This window comes from Terasakiispira papahanaumokuakeensis, assembly GCF_001709345.1.
GTDB lineage: Bacteria > Pseudomonadota > Gammaproteobacteria > Pseudomonadales > Halomonadaceae > Terasakiispira > Terasakiispira papahanaumokuakeensis.
In genome coordinates this window covers 4,005,059-4,024,634 of sequence record NZ_MDTQ01000001.1, presented here as the reverse complement: position 1 = coordinate 4,024,634, position 19,576 = coordinate 4,005,059, and the positions used below count along the sequence as shown (strand labels likewise).

Here is a 19,576-nt window from a genome sequence, read left to right as displayed (position 1 = left end):
ATATTGATATATCGACATCCGGTTGGGGAATTGTGAGATGTATTTATGAGTAAAGTGGATCCAGATCTGGCGCCAATACCGACTTATTGGAAGGCTCGCCTCACACATTCCAAGCATCGCCATTATTGGGCCTATACCCAGTCAGTAGGGCTTGAGGAAATTCATTTCCAGTCAGAGCAACTACTCCACGAACGGGAAAAGGTACTGCTGCAAATACAGGCCATCCATAATGAAGATCGTAAACACCTGCATATCAAAGGTGAAGTGCTCAGCTGCATTTTGCTCTCATCAGGCAATATGTACGGTATAGACCTGAAAGTCTTGGAAATGCCTGACGATGATCGCGAGTACCTGGAGCAATATCTTCGCAGCAAGCATGAAGTTCACTTACGCTTCAGCTACTGACACACATTCAGCATCTCCAGTACCAATACCCGGCTAGCGACTTAAGGCAGTAAATCCACAATACCGAAGTGAGTATCCACCCACTGCCCAATGGCATTCTGTCCGCCACTGGCTAAGTGGTGTGCATATTGGGTATGTAAACATCGCACCTGCTGCCAGTTTTCAATCCCCCCGATCCCGCGTTTCTCAAACACGGCCGTGAACCCCAGTTGATCAATTCGCTGGCGATCCTTCTCGGACATGGCTGCCCAACGGCGAGCCACATAGTCTTGATGACTGGCCTGATAAGCGGTCATCAAGACGTCATCATCTTTAAGCTCCGCCTCCAAAGACTTAATCACCCCTTTAGCCTCTAGACGCGATAGTGCCTTGATCAACAGTGGAGAGCTCAACCAGTAAAAAGTTGGAAACGGTTTATCATCCACCAAGGGCGCAACTTGCAGCACCAGTGGCGTGTCTTCACCATCAACCGCAACAATCGCCTCTAACCCACGGGGTGCACGGCCTAATTGTTCGGTGATTAATGCGCGTTGTTCCGCTGTCGGCACCATGTGTGTGGTGTGGTACATCCTATCCCCCATCGCTAAGGCCCAGGCGTTCACTCGCCTTGACCAACAGCGGCGAATTATACCGGGCTCACCCCTGCTGTATAGAGAAGGGGGGAGACAACCCCACCATCTCCCCGCATTAACGCGACGTCGCCATCGCCGTAGCTTGGCACCAGCTATATAAGGCCCTATAGGCCGAACGAGCCAAAAGCTCGGGCGCCTCTTCCAATGCTTGAGCCAGACTGACGGGCGCTTCTTGAATCGAAAAAACGCCTGCAAAGCCGACATCAAACAAGGCTTCATGACCTGGGCCTAAAGCACCAGCAAAGGCTAACACAGGGACATCATGACGCTGAGCGGCCTTGAGTACGCCCATCGGCGTTTTGCCATGGAGCGTTTGTGCGTCCATCCGCCCTTCTCCAGTCATGACCAAATCAGCCCCGGCCAATTGTGCCTCAAGGCCTACCTGCTCGCTGATACGCTCAATACCCGCACAAAACTGTGCCCCCAAAAGCTGCAACATCATCCCGACACCACCGGCAGCCCCAGTGCCCGGTTGCTCACGTATGGCCTGACCAAAAGCCGCTTCCAGACAATCGGCCGCCCGAGCCGTTTGCTCATCCAGTTCATCCAACCCAATAGGTGTCACGGCCCCGGTCAATTTCTGACTCGCAAAAACGTGCGCCGCACCACGAGGGCCACACAAGGGATTATCGACATCACAAGCCACATCAATCTGGACATCAGACAACCGCTTATCCAATCTGGATAAGTCAACCGAAGCCAAACTCGCCATCCCGGCCGCCCCCAGACCAATATCCGCTCCTGACGCATCCAGGCAGCGCCCACCTAACGCTTGCAACAATCCTAACCCCAGATCATGAGTGGCACTTCCTCCGATACCAATCAACAGACGGCGACAACCTGCATCGAGTGCCGCCAAAATCTGCTCTCCCACGCCATAGCTGGTCGTGATACGGACATCTCGCTGAGCATCAGGCACTTGCTGTAACCCGGCAGCCTGGGCCATTTCAATCACCGCCGTTCCTTCCGGCAAACGTGCCCAATCGGCACTTTGAGGATGACCCAATGGACCCGTCACCGCGTGATGCATACGAGTACCACTACAGGCGGCCAGGAGAGCATCAACCGTGCCTTCGCCGCCATCCGCCAATGGCAGGGTCACCACAGAGGCCTCAGGCAATACGCGTAAAATCCCAGTTCTGAGAGATTTCGCGACAGCAAGCGCTGATAAACAATCTTTAAAACTATCGGGTGCGACCACGATCCGCATTGTATTCTCTCCATTGATTACGGTCTGTGCCGGATCAGATAACCGCTTTCAGATCACAGGCAAAAGCAAAGTGATGATCACTCAAAGCATAAAGGGCTCAGTGCTATAACGTAAACGCAAAAAAAGCCGACCCTCTATGGATCGGCTTATCGCGATTCAGTAATCATACCAACAAGAGCGTTAGCCCAACCAAGCACTTAGCATCCAAACCGTTTTTTCCTGCTGACTGATATAGTCACTCATCAATGCGTTCGTGCCCTCATCACCATACTCATCCGCAAGTGCCATAAGCTCACGTTGCTGCAGTAATAGGCGACCATAACCATCCACCAACTTCTCAACGCAGTCACGCCCTTGCGTCACACCTTTAGCTTCTTCAATCTCACTGCGTGCAAGGTAGTCACTGAATGCATGCAGCGGCTGATGACCCAATGTCAAAATACGCTCAGCAATTTCATCAACTTTGGTCAATAAATCGGTGTATTGCTCTTCAAATTTTACATGGAGTTCAAAAAACTGCTCACCTTTGATGTTCCAATGAAAACCGCGAGTATTCATGTAAAAAATCTGGTAGTTCGCCAGCAGCGTATTCAACGCGTCCGCCAGAGCTTGAGCCTGTTGTGTATCCAAACCAATACGATTAGTCGTCATATGTCACCTCCTGATTGTGTGGAATTCACTTTAGCCACGGCCCTCACAAGCACCATCTTGAGGTCAATTCTCACATCTAAATCTAATGCATTGAAGTCATGTTATATGCGCTGAGGCGATCCCTCTATACGAGATCAGGCCATACGGGATCAGACAATGGCAAGGGACAGTAGAAACCCGCGACAAACACACTCCATGCAACCGATAGGTTCATGATGCGACTTGTCTTCATTGAATGCCAAATGAATCCAGCAATCCCATCAATAGTTAAAAGCTATCCAAAAAAACAAAACGATCTAAACAGACAAAACTATCGAAATAGATAAAGCACTCGAAATAGATAAAAGCACTAAAACAATAAGAAGAGGGGACACCGGAAGGTGTATCAGTCAGTTACACTAAGAAACATTTAACAAAAAAACAAACTTCAAAACAAAAAAGCGCTGTCACAACTTCATCTCAGCAACCTCAAACATGCATTACAAATAAGCAATTAAAGTTTTATTTAATCAATCTCATTATTTAATATCATTCGACAAGAAAACCCTCAACAAACCAGCTCATCAAATAATCGAACATAGCGATTTAATGCCAATATCGAATAAAGTCCTCATACTGAAACTCAAACGATTAATGATCAATCATCGGCATCACATCAATGATTATTTCATCTTCACAAACATGCTCAACTGGCTCAGACATGCGCGCTACTTCCAAATAGGCTTGTTGGCGCAGGCTCAACAAATGACGAACCCCCGGTAACAGCTCTGCACGCTCATCAGGCGCGGACGAATAGGCCGCAGGGGCTAAAGGTAAGCGAACCTGACGTTCCATATGAGCGGCATATATTGTGTGAGTCATGATCAAACCTCCTCATCAAAATGAATAAGCACAATCAAAGTGAATAAGCGCATCGGCTCGTTTAGAACAATCAACTTAGTCAACACACAATTCAACAAATACACTTTTTGACAAAAACATGGCTTAACAGGCCAATCATGAGAGCATTATCGACACCATCACCACTTAAATTACTGACATGCTCAAGATCAAACCAAAGTAAAAGCCAACTCATTTTTAATTCATTTGATACACTTCATTGAACACAAAGAGCGCCATTGAAAAACAATGATGATTGATGTCTCAGATGTTCAATCACCACCAAACCTTAATGAAATAAATCATAGCAGCCGGTTTGCCCCTGTATACTGTTGCAATTCACTAACAGCTAATAAAAATAATGTAAATTTAAAGAAAAAATATAGTGATAAAACAAGGCGATAACCGCTGTTAGCTAACGACGACACCCATGACACCTGGGTGCCACACGATGCGAAAGTATAAGCTCGACCTGATGCCACCGAAGCAGTAACATTCGCTTACGCTCAGTCGACCGACCCATGCTAGGAGCTATCCCCATTCATAATCCATTGATTCGCCTTTATCAGGATGAGGCGCTACTCGCCGTTTATAAACCCGCAGGACTTCTCGTTCACCGCAGCCCCATAGACCGCCACGAGACCGCTTTTGCCTTGCAATATGCGCGGGGGCTTAATGGTGGACGCTATGTTTACCCCGTTCATCGCCTGGATCGCCCGACTTCAGGCCTCTTGATATTTGCCCGAAGTCCAGAAATGGCTAGCCAACTGGCCCAATCCTTCAGTCAACGCTTAGTGGATAAAACTTATCTGGCGATCGTTCGTGGCTGGCCACAGCCCAGGGGACACATCGATCATCCGCTACAACTAGAATCAATAGACCGCCACGATGCACGGACACTTCCGGTGCAAACGGCCACAACGGATTATCAAACACTGGCCCGGATATGCCTGCCCATTGCGGTCGACCGTTATCCTCAAACACGTTATGCCCTCATGGCACTGCATCCCCATGAAGGCCGCAAACATCAAATTCGCCGTCATTTGAAGCACATCAGCCACCCCATTCTGGGCGATATCAAACATGGGAAAGGCACCCATAACCGACTCATCGAACATCACTTTGAGCGCGGCCTTATGCTCGCATGCAGCCGTATGACATTTCCCCATCCAGCAACGGGTGAACGGATGACGCTCTCCGCCCCACTGGCACCGCACCTACAGATGTTGGTGAACAGTTGGGGATGGCAACAAGCCGTTGCCGCCTTGGGGCTCCCCCCGCTAAACTGCCCGCCTGAATGACAGCGAGAATACCCATGAATAGCCAGCCACACCCCAATGAAGAGACCTTAGCTCACGTCCCGTTATCCGATGATTACCGCTTTCGCTTCGGTGGCATTGCGCGTTTATATGGAGAAGAAGGGCTTGTCAAAATCGCCAAATCCCATGTTGCAGTCATTGGCATTGGTGGTGTTGGCAGCTGGACCGCAGAAGCATTAGCACGCTCAGGCGTCGGCCAACTCACCCTGTTTGATCTTGATGATGTCTGTGTCAGTAACGTCAACCGCCAGCTCCATGCGTTAGAGGGGACGATTGGCCAACCGAAAGTCGCCGTGATGGCCGAACGGCTACAGCGCATCAATCCCGAAATACAAGTTCATCAGGCCATTGCTTTTGTGACCCCACAAAAGCTGCCAGAACAACTGGACCAGGGCTTCGATGTCATTATTGATGCCACCGATACCGTTCCTGTTAAAGCGGCCCTGATTGCCTGGTGCAAGCGCCATAAGCAACGTCTGGTTGTGGTGGGCGGTGCCGGGGGGCAGCTTGATGCCACCGCCGTCAAAACCGCCGATCTAGCGCGCACCACACAAGATCCTTTACTGGCTAAAGTCCGAAACCTATTACGTCGTGAGTACGGATTTTCCCGTAACCCTAAACGCCGGTTTGATGTTGAATGCGTTTATTCGGAAGAACAACTCACTTATCCACAACCCGATGGTTCCACCTGTGCTCAAAAACCAGGGTCAGGAGAATCGATGCGGATGGATTGTAGCAGCGGTTTCGGTGCTGCCACCTTTGTCACCGGCACCTTTGGTTTTGTTGCCGCACAAAGGGCTTTAGCTAAAATTACTCGCTCGCCAAAACCCCAGTGCTGATAGATCCGCTTTGCTCTATTGAAAACGCGTTCTATTGGCAATCCGCTCAACAAGACATTAGCTCAACAAGACATTAGCTCAAGCGGAAAAAGGCCACCTGCTCTGTCAGCTGTTGTGCCAACCCTGCCAATGAACGGCTGGCACTAGCCACTTGCTCAGTGCCCGCTGAAGTCACCCGAATGGCATCATGAATACTGAGAATATTTTGATTCACCTCTTCCGCGACGGTGCTTTGTTGCTCAGAGGCTGTTGCAATCTGTGTGTTCATATCATTAATGGCACTGACTTCCTCACGAATCAACGTTAATGCTTGGATCGACTGCTGTGTTTCAGCGACGGTTTCCTGTGCCAAAGTACGACTCTGTTGAACAACGGAGACGGCTTGTTCAGCGCCTTCTTGCAACTGTTCAATCATAGACTGAATTTCACGGGTCGACTCCTGAGTTCTCGCCGCCAGAGAGCGAACTTCATCCGCAACGACAGCAAAGCCTCGTCCATGCTCTCCGGCTCGGGCCGCTTCAATCGCCGCATTCAGCGCCAGCAAATTGGTCTGATCCGCAATTTCATTAATGACTTGAATAATGCGCTCAATATCCTGACTGTTCGTGGATAACTGCTGAATCGCTTTAGCTCCTGATTCTAATGTTTCAGCCAATCGGCCAATGGAATCGGCCGTTTGCAGGGTGACCTGATTGCCCTGATCCACTTGTTGATCGGCCGAGTGAGTCGCCTCAGCGGCGTTGGCCGCATGCAAAGCCACTTCACTGACCGTTTGTGCCATTTCATTCACTGCGGCCGCCATCTGTTCAGACTGATCTGTCTGCACACGGCTTTGCTCTTGATTATGTGTTGCGGTCGTTGAAAGCTCATGGGAAGACGCCGTCACCGCATCCCCCACTTGGCGAACCTCTTGAATAATCCCACGCAATTGACGCAATGTTTGTATCAGCGTTCCCATCACGCTGTCCGGGTAGGGCGTCTGAATCTCCTGACACAAATTCCCTTGTGCCAGTTCTTGAATAATCCCCGCCACCTGATCAGGCTCGCCCCCCAAAGTAGAGCGGATGTAGTAGATGATTCTCCAAGCCACTAAGGCGGCCAAGACAATCGCAACAGCCGTCAAGCCGATAATCAATGATTGGAAGCCACCCGCCACATCTCGAACTGCGGCGACATCCTGGCGAATGGCTTGCTCCTGGTAATCAATAAACGCATTAATACGGTTCAACCAGGTTCGGTAGGCTGGCGCAGTGTGTTGAAGCAATAAAACGCGTGCTTTTTCGTGCTGACCCGACTGACGCAAGTGGACTAACTCATCGGTCAAAGACAATGCCTGAGTCCGAATCTCTTGAATGGATGCCAACAACCGCTGCTCTTGAACATCGGAGTTAGCCGCCACCATCTGATCCATCGGCACGGCATTATCCTGATAATAAGCTTTCAGGCGCTCAATATTTTGCAAATGCCGCTGAAATTCCTGATCACGATTCACCAGCACCGCATCTCGAATGGCAATCGCACGGTCGTGCACACTGCCGCGAAAATTAATCGCATAGCGCTGTTTTTGGGTCGCTTGATCTTCGACCTCACTTAAAGTCCGCTCAATGTAATTCACCCGAAAAACACCAATCAGTGCAATGATCACCATTAAGCCTAAGACAAGCGAAAAACCCAGCGCCAAGCGTTGGGCTAAAGTCAGCTTACGAGACATGAGAGTCACCCTATCATTATGAATCAAGCGATTACGCCAATTTGATTCAAATATAATGCACCATCCAGAGGATTAAAGTAATTAATATTAAACAATACTCATAATCAATTTTAGTTATCAAGAAGTGCCCTGTTAACAATAAAAAAAGCCCGCTAAGTGCGGGCCAAATACGCCAATAAAAGGGGCAAAAAGCGACGATGTCCAAAAGGACAGCCGTCAATATCTCACCAAAAAATTAGTCTGCTTCATCTGAGAATCCCAATACGCCAGCCTGAGCCAATGACTGTAATGTGGCATCATCAAGCCCGAGGTACTGCTTCATCACCGCACGGGTATGGGCTCCCAATAAGGGTGGCGGAACATTGGCATTCAAGCGCTGACCATCAAGGCAGATGGGGTTACCCACTAAACGCACTTCTCCGGCGGTTGGATGTGGTAGATGTTGGACCAATTCCCGCGCCAAGACTTGTGGGTCGTCAAAGACTCGATCAAGCGTATTCACCGGACCACAGGGCACGCCTACAGATTCCAGCACATTCAGCCACTCATCCGTCGTACGCGAGGCCATCAGGGCTGCAATTTGAGGCACCAGTTCGGTACGATGCGCGACCCTTGCTCGATTGGTACTGAAACGCTCATCCTGCGCCAAATCAGCACGCCCTGCGACTTCGCAAAAACGACTGAACTGATCATCATTGCCCACAGCCAAGATAATATTGCCATCCAAAGAGGCAAACGCTTGATAGGGGACGATATTAGGATGCGCATTCCCTAAGCGCTGCGGCACTTGATGGGATGTCAGGTAATTCAATGCCTGATTAGCCAGCACACCGACCTGAACATCCAAAAGCGCCATATCGATATAGCCGCCACGCCCCGTCTGTTGACGCCGCCACAACGCCGCCATAATGGCATTCGCCGCATAAAGACCGGTGAAGATATCGACAAAAGCGACCCCTACTTTCATCGGACCACCACCCGGCTGTTCATCGGGCTCACCCGTCAGACTCATGATGCCGCCCATTCCTTGAATCATGAAGTCATAGCCCGCTCGATGGGCATAAGGGCCATCCTGGCCAAACCCAGTAATGGCGCAGTACACCAAACGAGGATTCAGTGATTTCAAAGCATCATAATCCAAGCCATATTTAGCTAAGCCACCGACTTTGAAATTTTCCAACACGACATCACTTTGTGCGGCTAATTCACGAATGAGCGCCTGCCCCTCAGGTCGACTGATATCGACAGCCACCGATTGCTTACCTCGGTTAGCCGCTAAATAATAGGCCGCCTCCTGGGAATCACCAGCCCAAGGAGGCCCCCAATGACGCGTGTCATCACCACGACCTGGACGCTCGATCTTAATCACTTCAGCCCCCATATCAGCCAAAAGCTGGCTACACCAAGGGCCGGCCAATACACGGGATAGATCGAGAACCCGAATGCCTGCAAGCGGCTTTTCTGAGGTCACCGGTGATGCACCTGCAGTCGATGACTCTGATGAGGCCTGCGATGAATAATCCGATGCTGTCACCATAACGTCCTCTGTATCACCGGGAGATCAACGCCCCCAACAAACGGGGGCATCCCAATAGATTTTCACAAAGCGATTTTCGCCCAACAAACAACAAAAATAGGCTTAACAAAACGCCTGAATCCCTGTCTGCGCACGCCCTAAAATCAAGGCATGTACATCATGAGTGCCTTCGTAAGTGTTCACAGACTCCAGGTTGACCATATGTCGAATCACACCATATTCGTCAGAGATACCATTGCCGCCGTGCATATCTCGCGACATCCGGGCGATATCCAACGCTTTACCGCAGTTATTGCGCTTGATCAGTGAAATCATTTCCGGCGCCCACTGGCCGGAATCCATTAAACGGCCGACTTGAAGCGCACCCTGCAACCCCAGAGTAATTTCGGTTTGAATATCCGCTAATTTCTTTTGGATCAGCTGGTTAGCGGCTAGAGGTCGCTTAAACTGCTTACGGTCCAAGGTGTATTGACGCGCCGCATGCCAGCAAAATTCAGCCGCCCCCATCGTGCCCCAAGCAATGCCGTAGCGGGCCTTATTCAAACAACCAAAGGGCCCGCCCAGACCTTCCGCCTCGGGCAGGAGATTCTCCTCCGGCACAACCGCCCCATCCAACACAATTTCTCCAGTGATCGACGCCCGTAGCGATACCTTGCCTTCAATCTCTGGCGTACTGAATCCAGGGGTACCACGCTCAACAATGAAGCCGCGGATTTTGCCGTCATGCGCATCGGACTTAGCCCAAACGACCGCCAGATCGGCAATCGGGCTGTTCGTAATCCACATTTTTTGTCCGGTCAGCCGATAACCATCCGCTACTTTTTCAGCCCGGGTGATCATGCCACCGGGATCAGAACCATGATCAGGCTCAGTCAGCCCGAAACATCCGATCCATTCCCCTGTGGCCAACTTGGGCAGATACTTTGTTTTCTGAGCTTCTGAGCCATAAGCCTCAATGGGATACATCACCAGCGACGATTGCACACTCATGGCTGAGCGATAACCTGAATCCACCCGCTCGACCTCTCGAGCAATCAGACCATAAGCCACGTGATTCACGCCCGCGCCACCATATGAGGGAGAAACGGTCGGCCCCAATAAACCAAGCGCTCCCATTTCAGTCATAATCTCGCGATCAAAGCGCTCTTCTCGGAAAGCCTTCAATACCCGAGGCTGCAGCTGATCCTGGCAATAAGCCTGTGCAGCGTCACGAATCTGACGCTCTTCTTCAGTCAATTGCTGATCCAGTAAAAAAGGGTCGTCCCAGTTAAATGCAAAGCGCGACATCATCCCATCCTCTTGGTCATAAGCGAGCACACCAATTCATCCAGTGTGATGTATTGGCTGATTCAGTCTATTTATTACTATAAATACAATCAATACACCTTTTAGTCCAAATTCAGTTAAAATGCAATGGATAAGACAAAGGAGACCCTTATGCCACTGAGTGATCCGCCTTTACCCCTGGACACATCTTTGAGTGACATGAAAATGGAGGCGCCAAAGCGCATCAAACGGGCTGATCAGATTGTTGAAGCGGTCAAACGGTGGGTGGTACTCAATGGTAAACAGCCCGGCGATCGACTGCCGAACGAAAAGGCACTGATGGCCCAATTCGACTGCGCCAAGGGAACGGTACGCGAAGCGTTGAAATCCCTCGAAGTGCAAGGGCTCGTCTCCATCCGTACGGGGCCCAACGGGGGTGCCATACTTGAACGCGTTCCCTACCCAAAAGCCAGTCAGCTGTTGCGTAACTTTCTCCATTTCGAACAGCTCAATGGCCCCGATATTTATGCCTTGAGAAGCTTGGTTGAACCTGAAATTGCGGCACTCGCCACCCCGCATCTAACGCCTCAGGATTTAGCCCAGCTACGCGCCCTCACAGAGTCTTGCGCAACCCCTCCCGAGGATTTCGAGACTCGTCTGGCACAGCGAGAAGCCGAATTAGACTTTCATGCGCTATTAGCAGAACGCTGCCCTAATCCGTTACTGGCGTTCATGGGTCGCTTCATTACTGACCTGATTCGAGATTTGGTCATGTTCAAGAAATCACGCTTACCCGAGCAGAGAGATTTTTCATGCGCCAATCTGATGTACCACCGTCAGTTGATCACCGCTTTTGAAGCGAGAGATGCACAAGCCGCTAGAGCCGAGATGGCAGCACATATGGCATCAGCCAACCGATTCAACGAAGAATTGGAAGTGCAGTTCAACCAACACCTGCTCTCCCCTGGCACGGGTTAAGAAGCGAGTTAATCCCTGTGATCAAGGTGGGATTAAGCAAAAAAAACCGCCCCAACTCAGTACGCTTAAGTTGGGGCGGTAGTTGATTGAATAAGGCCAATAGGCCAATCAAGTCGTCATCGATGACTCAGAGTTGGCCGCACCTTGTTGCCAGCGCGCTTGGTTCGCTGCCTGTAACTCATCCACCACACGGTCATTGACGGCACCACTCTCGGCGCTCGCATCAGCATTTTGCAGCACTTCATGGATAATCGGCTCGGGCACTTGGCCTTCCCACACTTGTGCCTCTGGCAGATCAGCTTTTGCGGTTAAATCCAGTGTGGCTTGCCGAGCCGCCATCGGATCTAGCTCAGCACCAACTGGGGTTACCGCAGGCCTGACCACATAAGCCTGATGATCCGCCACGGCGACCGCATGGCCATCACGTAAGCGCCAAAGGAAGAAGAACACCAACCCGAGACTGATCGATCCGGTAAACAGGAAGAACCCTGTCGGTCCAACCTGCCCCATCGCAGGCCCAGCTAAAACCGGTGATAACGCCGCCCCCACCGAATAAGACAAAAGCAGACCTTGGGTGGCCCCGACCATTTGATTGGGCTCTAAGCCATCCGCGGCATGACTGATCGCTACGGGGTATAACGTAAAGGCAGCCCCCCCCAACAGGAATAAAGTACAGCTCAATACCCGCAGGTTGTGATAACCCAAGGCCGCCACAATAGAGCAAAGAACAACCACTCCGGCTAATCCCAACAGCACAATGCGGCGATCCAACCGATCAGATAGCTTACCAATGGGATACTGTAGCAACAGACCACCGGCAATAGTCACCGCCATCATTCGGGCCACCATGGCCAACGTATCGGTAGTTTGTTTAAGGAATAACGGCAACAGTGAATAAAGTGCGGCCAACATGCCTCCCGCAATTAAACACCCCACAACACCAGTAGGAGACAGACGTAACAAGCTGAATAAAGAGAGCGGCATGGCCGTTTCAATCTGCGGGGCAGAAACACGTGTTAACGCCATCGGCAAAATCGACAATGAACACGTCACCGACAAGAGTAAAAACGGCATGATGCTGTTGGTATCCATGACTTCGAGCAAAAACTGACCGGCCCCAGTCGCGGCAAAAAAAGCAATATTATAAAGCGCCAGGACACGCCCACGTGTACCCGCTGTTGCGGCCGCAAGCAACCAACTTTCCACCGCGACGAACAACCCCGCCATACAGAACCCTGCCACTAACCGCAGCAGGCCCCAAAAGGGCAGATTCATCCATAAAGCGTGCCCGAGTGCTGCCACGGCCATCATGCTGGCAAATGTCGAATAAGCACGAATATGACCAATACGCGCAATCAGGCGTTCACTGCGAAAAGCCCCCAGTACCAGCCCGGCATAATAAGCGGCTGACACCAAGCCCACAGCAGTAGCTGAAGCGCCTTCATGATCCAATCGAACAGTGACTAAAGTACTAAAGAAACCGTTACCAAGTGTCAGAATAAATAAGCCGGCCAGCGGTGCAAAAACCGCAGCCAAAAGTGTGCGAGACATGGGCGTAATAATCACAAAGAAGTGGTTGTTTTGAACGCCGCCATCTTACGCTTCAGCCGCCTTTTTACAAGACATAAAAATGATAAAATTAATGTTTTTTAAAGGCAAAATAACGAACATTCCCAGATTTTATAGACAAAAACCAAAACAAGAATTTTACGTTATGAACACCTCTTTCGGCATACTCTAGAAGCCAAAAACAGACCATAAAAAAGACTTGTTGAAAAATGATCGGGCGCTAATAATCCGACCATGCACTAATGGGCTTTAAGCGTGACCTGCAATTAAAGCGTTTTGGTTAAGCATGCTTTTGTGACGCCCGGCATCTAAACCGCCGGGTTATTTTCAAACGCACGCGTTTTCAAACACACTCTTTTCAAACACACTGATTTTTGAGACTCAACAGGCTCGGCGGCCTTGAGACTCAGAGGCCTTAAGGAGCTGCCGATGACCCTGCTGAATCAAACCACTCAATCCCCACCCCCTAGGCCGGACCTACAGCAACAAGCCCAGCCCGATGCCATTCAGTGGGATTTTTCCACCTTGATTGATGGGTTAGCTGAAGATTATTGGTTTGTCGCCCCCGACTTTGTACCGCCATCACTTTGCCAACGACTCTACGATGATCTTAAAGCGTTAGATCAAGCCCATGTATTGACAGAAGCAGGGATCGGCCGGCAACAGCAACACCAGCTCAATCAGCAAATTCGTGGCGACAGAACCCATTGGTTAGAAGGCCAGACAGCGCCACAAAAAGACTATCTTGAGATGATGCGTCAGCTGAAAGATGCGCTCAATCGAGCGTTATTTCTCGGATTATTTGAGTATGAAAGCCACTATGCGCTTTATCCACCCGGGACTTTTTACCGCAAGCACCTAGACAGCTTAAAAGGACGCAGTAACCGGGTAGTCACTACGATTTTGTATCTCAACCCTCAATGGGATGAACGCAATGGCGGTGAAATGGTGATGTATGATCCAAATACAGGCCAGACCGTGACACGGGTCACGCCGCAACAAGGCACGCTGGCCTGCTTTATGTCAGAACTGATGCCACATGAGGTACGTCCCACTCAAGCAGATCGAGCCAGTATTACCGGGTGGTTCCGAATCAATGCATCACTGGGGCCCGTGATCGATCCCGCCCTTTGATCCACGAGCCTCGTCGCCACTCATATCGATCCGTCTAGAAAACGGTGATCAACGCGCTTTTGAGACCCAAGGATTATCTCTGAGCCAAAAGCGCCAAGGCGCGTCTCGATCGACGGGGGCAGCATAGTCAATACCCACGCGTGGCCCACGGGCCACTTCCTCAGCGTTCAACTCGATATCGCGCTCACACACCCACAGGAATGAGCCCTGCGTTAGATCATGACCATACAAGGTCCGAGTGACCCCTAATGCTGCCGTTAACTTACCCGGACCATTACACAAGGCCCGCCCGGAGACCGGGCGCAATGTGCGCATGGCCCCAATGTTTTCAACCGGCTCAAGCGCTCGAATAAGCACACCACAAGGGAACCCATCCCGCCAGGTAATAAAGTTCAGCATATGATGGATGCCATAAATTAAATAGACATAGGCATGTCCTGGCGGCCCAAACATGACTTCAGTACGCGGGGTTCGTCCTTTTGCAGCATGACAGGCTGAATCGTCTGGGCCACAATAGGCTTCGACTTCAACAATACGGGCCACCAATATGCGGCCATCATCTAACTCACGAACGACCAAGCAGCCCAACAAGGCTTCCGCCACAACTAACGTTTCCCGAGCAAAAAAAGAACGCGGCAAGGGACGTCGCGCTGTCTCATCCATCAACCCACTCCCGTCATTCAAAACACCATTAATTTAATGCACCGTACCATCCCCCCCTAACCTTGATTCAAGATCCTTATCATATGCCTGCCACGCCCCCCATAAACCATTCTGCGCACCATGCCCCTGAAAGGCTGGTCAAACGTATCGATCAATTACAGATTGGCGCACATCTGTCACCACAAACCATCGATTCATTAGGTTGTGATTTGTGGCTGCTAGATGGTCCACTCGATCGCCCTTTCAGCGAAGAGGAAATGACTCGATTAGCTGATCAATGCCCGATGTGGTCACTGGTATGGCCTGCCGGCTGGGCTCTGGCCCATCTTTTCATAAGTCGGCCGGAATGGGTCGAAGGCCGCAACATATTAGATCTGGGGGCCGGGTCAGCCGTCGTCGGCATCGCGGCGTTGCGCGCAGGCGCACGCAGCGTGACCGCCTGTGACACGGCTCTAGACGCACTCGAAGCCTGTCGCGCCAATGCACAATTAAATCAAGTTAACCTCCAGATCATCGATGATCTGGAGGCTGCCCTAAAGGATGACATAGACCTCATTGTCGCCGCAGATCTGCTGTATACCGCTGACAACCAGCCGCTACTTCAACAACTCCCTCAACTCGCTCCTCAAGTACTCCTTGCCGAGTCTCATAGCGCCGGAATAACCGCTCCTGATGGCTATCAAATGCATACGCTGAAAGGCCGTACCTGGCCTGACTTAGATACGATTCACGCTCATGTGGCCTGTTACTTTTATGACAGCTCGCAACACAACCACAACAGCATACCGATGTAATCGACGTATGCTGTCACCGACAAGTCTCATTGAGCATGGAATCTGCTAATGTAGATAGGTTAATCTGCCGTACGGATTCATCGAAGACTCAACCCAAGAGGCCACAACCTAGCCCTTGATGAGCCCTCGATCCAATCAATAAGACACGACTCAACAGTAAGGCTCCCGCCGATCAAGGGAGCCTGCACGACCTTAAAAGGCTGCCGGGGAAAGCAGACGCCAATGACAACGTTACTGATATTTTTGGGCTTTATTGCTTGTTTGGCTTTTGTGATCGGTTATGTGGTGTATCAGACCAAAGACAAACAAGACAAAGAAGTCGAGCGCCAGCGCAAATTACGCTTGCTCAGAAGTGAAGCCACACGGGTTCAGCGGCTTATTGACGAGATCCCAGAACACCTGATGACACAGCCCATTCGTCTCATGCTCGCGCGAATATGGCAAAACCGGCTACAAGCCCAGCAGGATTTAGGCGAGCAGGACCCCGAGTTTGTCAGAACATTTAATCGCGCCAACCAATATCTGGCCCAAACGCAAGCCAGTGGTGAACTCTCCGGCGATCCGATTAGTAATATCGAACAGGGCCAGCAAATCTCTCATGCACTCAAAGATCTACACACCTTTGTAATGCAGCTTTACCGTGAAAAGAAATTACCGGAAAACGTCACTCAACAATTTAGTAGTCATATCCATCAGACCGTAACGCGCGTCATTGTCGAGATGTATCAACAAAATGCGGCCCAAGCGATTGAAGATGATAAACCTCGGTTGGCCATCATCCATCTCGAACGGGTGATCAAAGAACTCAACAAGTTCAAAAACGAGCCCAATCATCCTTATCGTCAAATCGTCAAAGATGCTCGTCACACGATTGAGCGGCTCAAAAAAGAAGCCGACAACCAAGAGACAAAAGGCGCCAACACCTTGGCAGATGGGCTGAACGACATGGAAAAAGAAGAACAGTTTATGTCGGACATTGAGCGCGCTAAAGCCGACGCCACGCAAAAAATGAAGGCAGCCCGCTAAGGCTGCCTCGCATCGTCTTGAGTGATCCGAGTTTTTAATTATCAGCGCCTTGAATGATCACGCTCAGTGAGCTTCATCCCAGTTACGCCCCTGGCGCGCCTCAACTTCCAACGGTACATCCAGTGAGGCGGCGCCAGACATCACCGGAACAATCGCCTCAATCAAGGACTCGGCCTGACCTTCCGCCACTTCGAACACCAACTCATCATGCACCTGCATGATCATTCGTGCTTTAAGTTCAGGATGCTGACGCAGATGGTGATCGACACCAATCATGGCCGCTTTAATGATATCCGCTGCCGTGCCCTGCATCGGCGCATTGATTGCGGTTCGTTCCGCCCCCTGCCGCTGAGCAGGATTGCGCGATTTAATTTCTGGCAAGCGCAGACGACGTCCCATCAAGGTTTCAACATAGCCTTGCTCGCGAGCCTGCTCACGGGTGTTTTCCATATAACGTTTCACCCCTGGATAGCGATCAAAATAACGATCGATATACAACTGAGCCTGAGCACGCTCCAGGTGTAGCTGTTTACTTAATCCCCATGCACTCATGCCATAGATCAAGCCAAAATTGATCGCCTTGGCACTACGACGCTGATCGGCACTGACATGCTCGGGATCGAGGCCAAAGACCTCCGCCGCTGTGGCCCGGTGAATATCCTCGCCCTCAGCAAAGGCTTTGAGTAACCCTTTATCCCCCGAGAGGTGGGCCATAATCCTCAGCTCGACCTGAGAGTAATCGGCGGCAACCAACACATAACCGGGCTCAGCAATAAACGCCTGGCGAATACGCCGACCGTGTTCACTACGAATAGGAATATTCTGAAGGTTAGGATCAGAGCTTGATAAACGACCGGTCGCCGTGACCGCTTGGTGATAACTGGTATGGACCCGGCCTGTGTCTGAATTGACCAACTGAGGCAGTTTGTCCGTATAGGTATTTTTCAACTTGGACAATCCCCGATGCTCCATAATCAGCTTCGGGAGTGGATAATCCAAGGCCAGCTCTTCTAACACGGCTTCTGCGGTTGAGGGCGCCCCCTTAGGGGTTTTTTTAAGTACAGGAACCCCCTGCTCTTCATACAGAATCTGGCCTAACTGCTTGGGAGAACCAAGATTGAAAGGGCGCCCCGCCATTTCATAAGCTTGCTGTTCCAGCTCATGGATCCGTGTCGCCATTTCATCGGAATGCGCCTTGAGGTGTTCAATATCTAACTTGACACCATTGCGCTCAATCCCTGAAAGGATGGACACCAGGGGTAACTCAAGTTCAGACAATACTTGCGTCAGCTGTGCTTCGTCTTTCAAACGAGCGGATAAAGTTTCATGTAGTCGCAGCGTAATATCAGCATCTTCTGCGGCATAAGGCGCGGCTTGCTCCAACGCAATTTGGTTAAATGTCAGCTGTTTGACACCTTTCCCGGCGATCTCTTCAAAGCTGACCGTCTTATGACCCAGGTGCTTGAGCGACATTGAATCCATATCGTGGCGCGCAGTGCTATCCAACACATAGGATTCCAGCATCGTATCGGCGGCGATCCCCTGAAGATGGATGTCATAAAGCGCCAGCACACTCATATCATATTTGAGGTTCTGGCCAATTTTTCCAATCTTAGGGTCTTCCAGCAACGGCTTAAGGGCGGCCAAAACATCGTCTCGATCCAACTGATCGGGCGCTCCGGGGTAATCATGAGCGACCGGTACATAAGCAGCCTCGCCAACCTCCACCGCAAATGAAACACCGACAATCTCGGCTTCCATATAATTCAGACTGGTGGTTTCTGTATCAAATGCAAAGGCAGGGGCCTGCCGTAAACGCTCAACCCAAGCCTCAAACTCAACACGATCAGTCACCACCTGATAATTGGCCTCAGTAGCGACTTCTGCGATTGCGGCCTGATCATCACTCGCTGTCGCATCGACTTCATTGAGCAAATGACGCAACAACGTTTGGAATTCCAACTCCGTATAAAGCGTTTGCAGTGCCGCTTGATCGGGCGCCTGGCGCTGAAGATCACCTTCGGTCAGGTCCAACTCACAATCCAGTTTGATCGTCGCCAACCGATAAGATAAACGCGCCTGCTCCTCATTATCCTGGAGCTTTTTCGGCATCGTCTTCGCGCCCCGAAAGGTCAGCGCGGGAATGTCATCGAGTCGCTGGTAGAGCGCATCGAGCCCACCAATCCCTTGAAGCAAGGCCTTGGCGGTTTTCTCACCGACGCCAGGCACGCCAGGAATGTTATCGACCTTATCCCCCATCAGTGCTAGGTAATCAATAATCAGCTCGGGCCCAATACCAAATTTCTCTTTCACCCCTTCAATATCCATGACCGTATTGGTCATGGTATTCACCAGCGTCACGTTAGGCCCGACCAGCTGAGCCATATCCTTGTCGCCAGTGGAGATCACCACCTCATGTCCTTTCGCCGCATACTGATGCGCCAAGGTGCCGATCACATCATCGGCTTCAACGCCTTCAATACATAAAAGCGGCAACCCTAAGGCTTTAATACACGCATGCAGTGGTTCAATTTGACTACGCAGATCATCCGGCATAGGCGGGCGCTGGGCTTTATAATCAGCAAAGAGCTCATCACGAAATGTCGGGCCCTTGGCATCAAACACCACCACGGGGGTGCTATCAGGATACTGACGCAACAAGCTGTCCAGCATATTCAGTACGCCCTTAATGGCCCCTGTAGGCTGACCCTTAGAGGTCGTTAGCGGCGGTAGGGCATGAAAAGCACGATACAAGTAAGAAGAACCATCGACCAGGACCAACGGTGTAAGGTCTTGGGCTGATTGATCACTCATGTCAAAATCCTGTTTTACACTTGGCAGAAGACATGTGACAGAAGGCATGCTGCCTGCCAAGGTTTGGGGTAGACTGTCACCTTGATCAAGATGATCAAGCGGGTTCAGCTTCATGATACGCAAGCCCGTGATCTGCCGCATCCGTTAAG

Annotated in this window: 17 protein-coding genes; 7 read left to right on the top strand and 10 right to left on the bottom strand. The window is 50.8% G+C overall.

Translation table 11 applies throughout. The features are described from left to right. Positions 1 to 45: 45 nt before the first annotated feature. Positions 46 to 405: a hypothetical protein gene (locus BFW38_RS17470; protein ID WP_069000075.1), complete on the top strand. Its 360-nt coding sequence runs from the start codon at positions 46 to 48 to the stop codon at positions 403 to 405. Positions 406 to 446: 41 nt separating this feature from the next. On the opposite strand, the gene BFW38_RS17465 is transcribed toward BFW38_RS17470, so the two are convergent. From BFW38_RS17465 to BFW38_RS17450, 4 genes are all read right to left on the bottom strand, one after another. Continuing rightward, positions 447 to 974 carry a DUF501 domain-containing protein gene (locus BFW38_RS17465; RefSeq protein ID WP_069000074.1) on the bottom strand — a complete coding sequence of 176 codons (528 nt, stop codon included), beginning with the start codon at positions 972 to 974 and terminating at the stop codon, positions 447 to 449. 118 nt (positions 975 to 1,092) lie between these two features. After that, complete coding sequence (locus BFW38_RS17460; RefSeq protein ID WP_069000073.1) at positions 1,093 to 2,247, bottom strand: glycerate kinase; 1,155 nt, start codon at positions 2,245 to 2,247, stop codon at positions 1,093 to 1,095. 180 nt (positions 2,248 to 2,427) lie between these two features. Then, positions 2,428 to 2,898, bottom strand: coding sequence for a Dps family protein (locus BFW38_RS17455; protein WP_069000072.1), 471 nt, complete (start codon positions 2,896 to 2,898; stop codon positions 2,428 to 2,430). Positions 2,899 to 3,528: 630 nt separating this feature from the next. Next, complete coding sequence (locus BFW38_RS17450; protein ID WP_069000071.1) at positions 3,529 to 3,759, bottom strand: hypothetical protein; 231 nt, start codon at positions 3,757 to 3,759, stop codon at positions 3,529 to 3,531. A 539-nt stretch (positions 3,760 to 4,298) separates the two neighbouring features. Here BFW38_RS17450 and BFW38_RS17445 point away from each other — a divergent pair. Together BFW38_RS17445 and tcdA are read left to right on the top strand one after the other, a co-directional pair. Further along, positions 4,299 to 5,078: a pseudouridine synthase gene (locus tag BFW38_RS17445; RefSeq protein ID WP_069000070.1), complete on the top strand. Its 780-nt coding sequence runs from the start codon at positions 4,299 to 4,301 to the stop codon at positions 5,076 to 5,078. A gap of 14 nt (positions 5,079 to 5,092) precedes the next feature. Further along, positions 5,093 to 5,935: a tRNA cyclic N6-threonylcarbamoyladenosine(37) synthase TcdA gene (gene tcdA, locus BFW38_RS17440; RefSeq protein ID WP_069000069.1), complete on the top strand. Its 843-nt coding sequence runs from the start codon at positions 5,093 to 5,095 to the stop codon at positions 5,933 to 5,935. Between the two features lie 73 nt (positions 5,936 to 6,008). On the opposite strand, the gene BFW38_RS17435 is transcribed toward tcdA, so the two are convergent. The 3 genes from BFW38_RS17435 to BFW38_RS17425 all read right to left on the bottom strand — a co-directional run bounded on the left by BFW38_RS17435 (position 6,009) and on the right by BFW38_RS17425 (position 10,470). Beyond that, entirely contained in the window at positions 6,009 to 7,646 is a 1,638-nt protein-coding gene (locus tag BFW38_RS17435; RefSeq protein ID WP_069000068.1) for a methyl-accepting chemotaxis protein, read from the bottom strand. 235 nt (positions 7,647 to 7,881) lie between these two features. Next, positions 7,882 to 9,183: a CaiB/BaiF CoA transferase family protein gene (locus BFW38_RS17430; RefSeq protein WP_084004752.1), complete on the bottom strand. Its 1,302-nt coding sequence runs from the start codon at positions 9,181 to 9,183 to the stop codon at positions 7,882 to 7,884. Positions 9,184 to 9,285: 102 nt separating this feature from the next. Further along, a complete protein-coding gene (locus BFW38_RS17425) occupies positions 9,286 to 10,470 on the bottom strand; it encodes an acyl-CoA dehydrogenase (protein ID WP_069000587.1) in 1,185 nt (394 codons plus the stop codon). A 150-nt stretch (positions 10,471 to 10,620) separates the two neighbouring features. Between BFW38_RS17425 and BFW38_RS17420 the strand changes: the two genes are divergently transcribed. After that, entirely contained in the window at positions 10,621 to 11,427 is an 807-nt protein-coding gene (locus BFW38_RS17420; RefSeq protein ID WP_245686190.1) for a FadR/GntR family transcriptional regulator, read from the top strand. Between the two features lie 108 nt (positions 11,428 to 11,535). Here the strand turns inward: BFW38_RS17420 and BFW38_RS17415 are convergent, their stop codons facing one another. Then, positions 11,536 to 12,978 (bottom strand): MFS transporter, encoded by a 1,443-nt coding sequence (locus BFW38_RS17415; RefSeq protein ID WP_069000067.1) that lies wholly within the window; start codon positions 12,976 to 12,978, stop codon positions 11,536 to 11,538. Positions 12,979 to 13,425: 447 nt separating this feature from the next. On the opposite strand from BFW38_RS17415, the gene BFW38_RS17410 reads away from it, so the two are divergent. Next, positions 13,426 to 14,130: a 2OG-Fe(II) oxygenase gene (locus BFW38_RS17410; RefSeq protein WP_084004751.1), complete on the top strand. Its 705-nt coding sequence runs from the start codon at positions 13,426 to 13,428 to the stop codon at positions 14,128 to 14,130. A 48-nt stretch (positions 14,131 to 14,178) separates the two neighbouring features. Here the strand turns inward: BFW38_RS17410 and BFW38_RS17405 are convergent, their stop codons facing one another. Continuing rightward, positions 14,179 to 14,793 carry a DNA-3-methyladenine glycosylase gene (locus tag BFW38_RS17405; RefSeq protein WP_069000066.1) on the bottom strand — a complete coding sequence of 205 codons (615 nt, stop codon included), beginning with the start codon at positions 14,791 to 14,793 and terminating at the stop codon, positions 14,179 to 14,181. A gap of 83 nt (positions 14,794 to 14,876) precedes the next feature. Between BFW38_RS17405 and BFW38_RS17400 the strand changes: the two genes are divergently transcribed. After that, the gene (locus BFW38_RS17400) at positions 14,877 to 15,587 is read left to right on the top strand and encodes a class I SAM-dependent methyltransferase (protein ID WP_069000065.1); all 711 of its coding nucleotides are present in this window, start codon (positions 14,877 to 14,879) and stop codon (positions 15,585 to 15,587) included. A 222-nt stretch (positions 15,588 to 15,809) separates the two neighbouring features. Then, complete coding sequence (locus BFW38_RS17395) at positions 15,810 to 16,613, top strand: hypothetical protein (protein WP_069000064.1); 804 nt, start codon at positions 15,810 to 15,812, stop codon at positions 16,611 to 16,613. A 63-nt stretch (positions 16,614 to 16,676) separates the two neighbouring features. On the opposite strand, the gene polA is transcribed toward BFW38_RS17395, so the two are convergent. Then, entirely contained in the window at positions 16,677 to 19,427 is a 2,751-nt protein-coding gene (gene polA, locus BFW38_RS17390; protein WP_069000584.1) for a DNA polymerase I, read from the bottom strand. Positions 19,428 to 19,576: the final 149 nt, after the last annotated feature.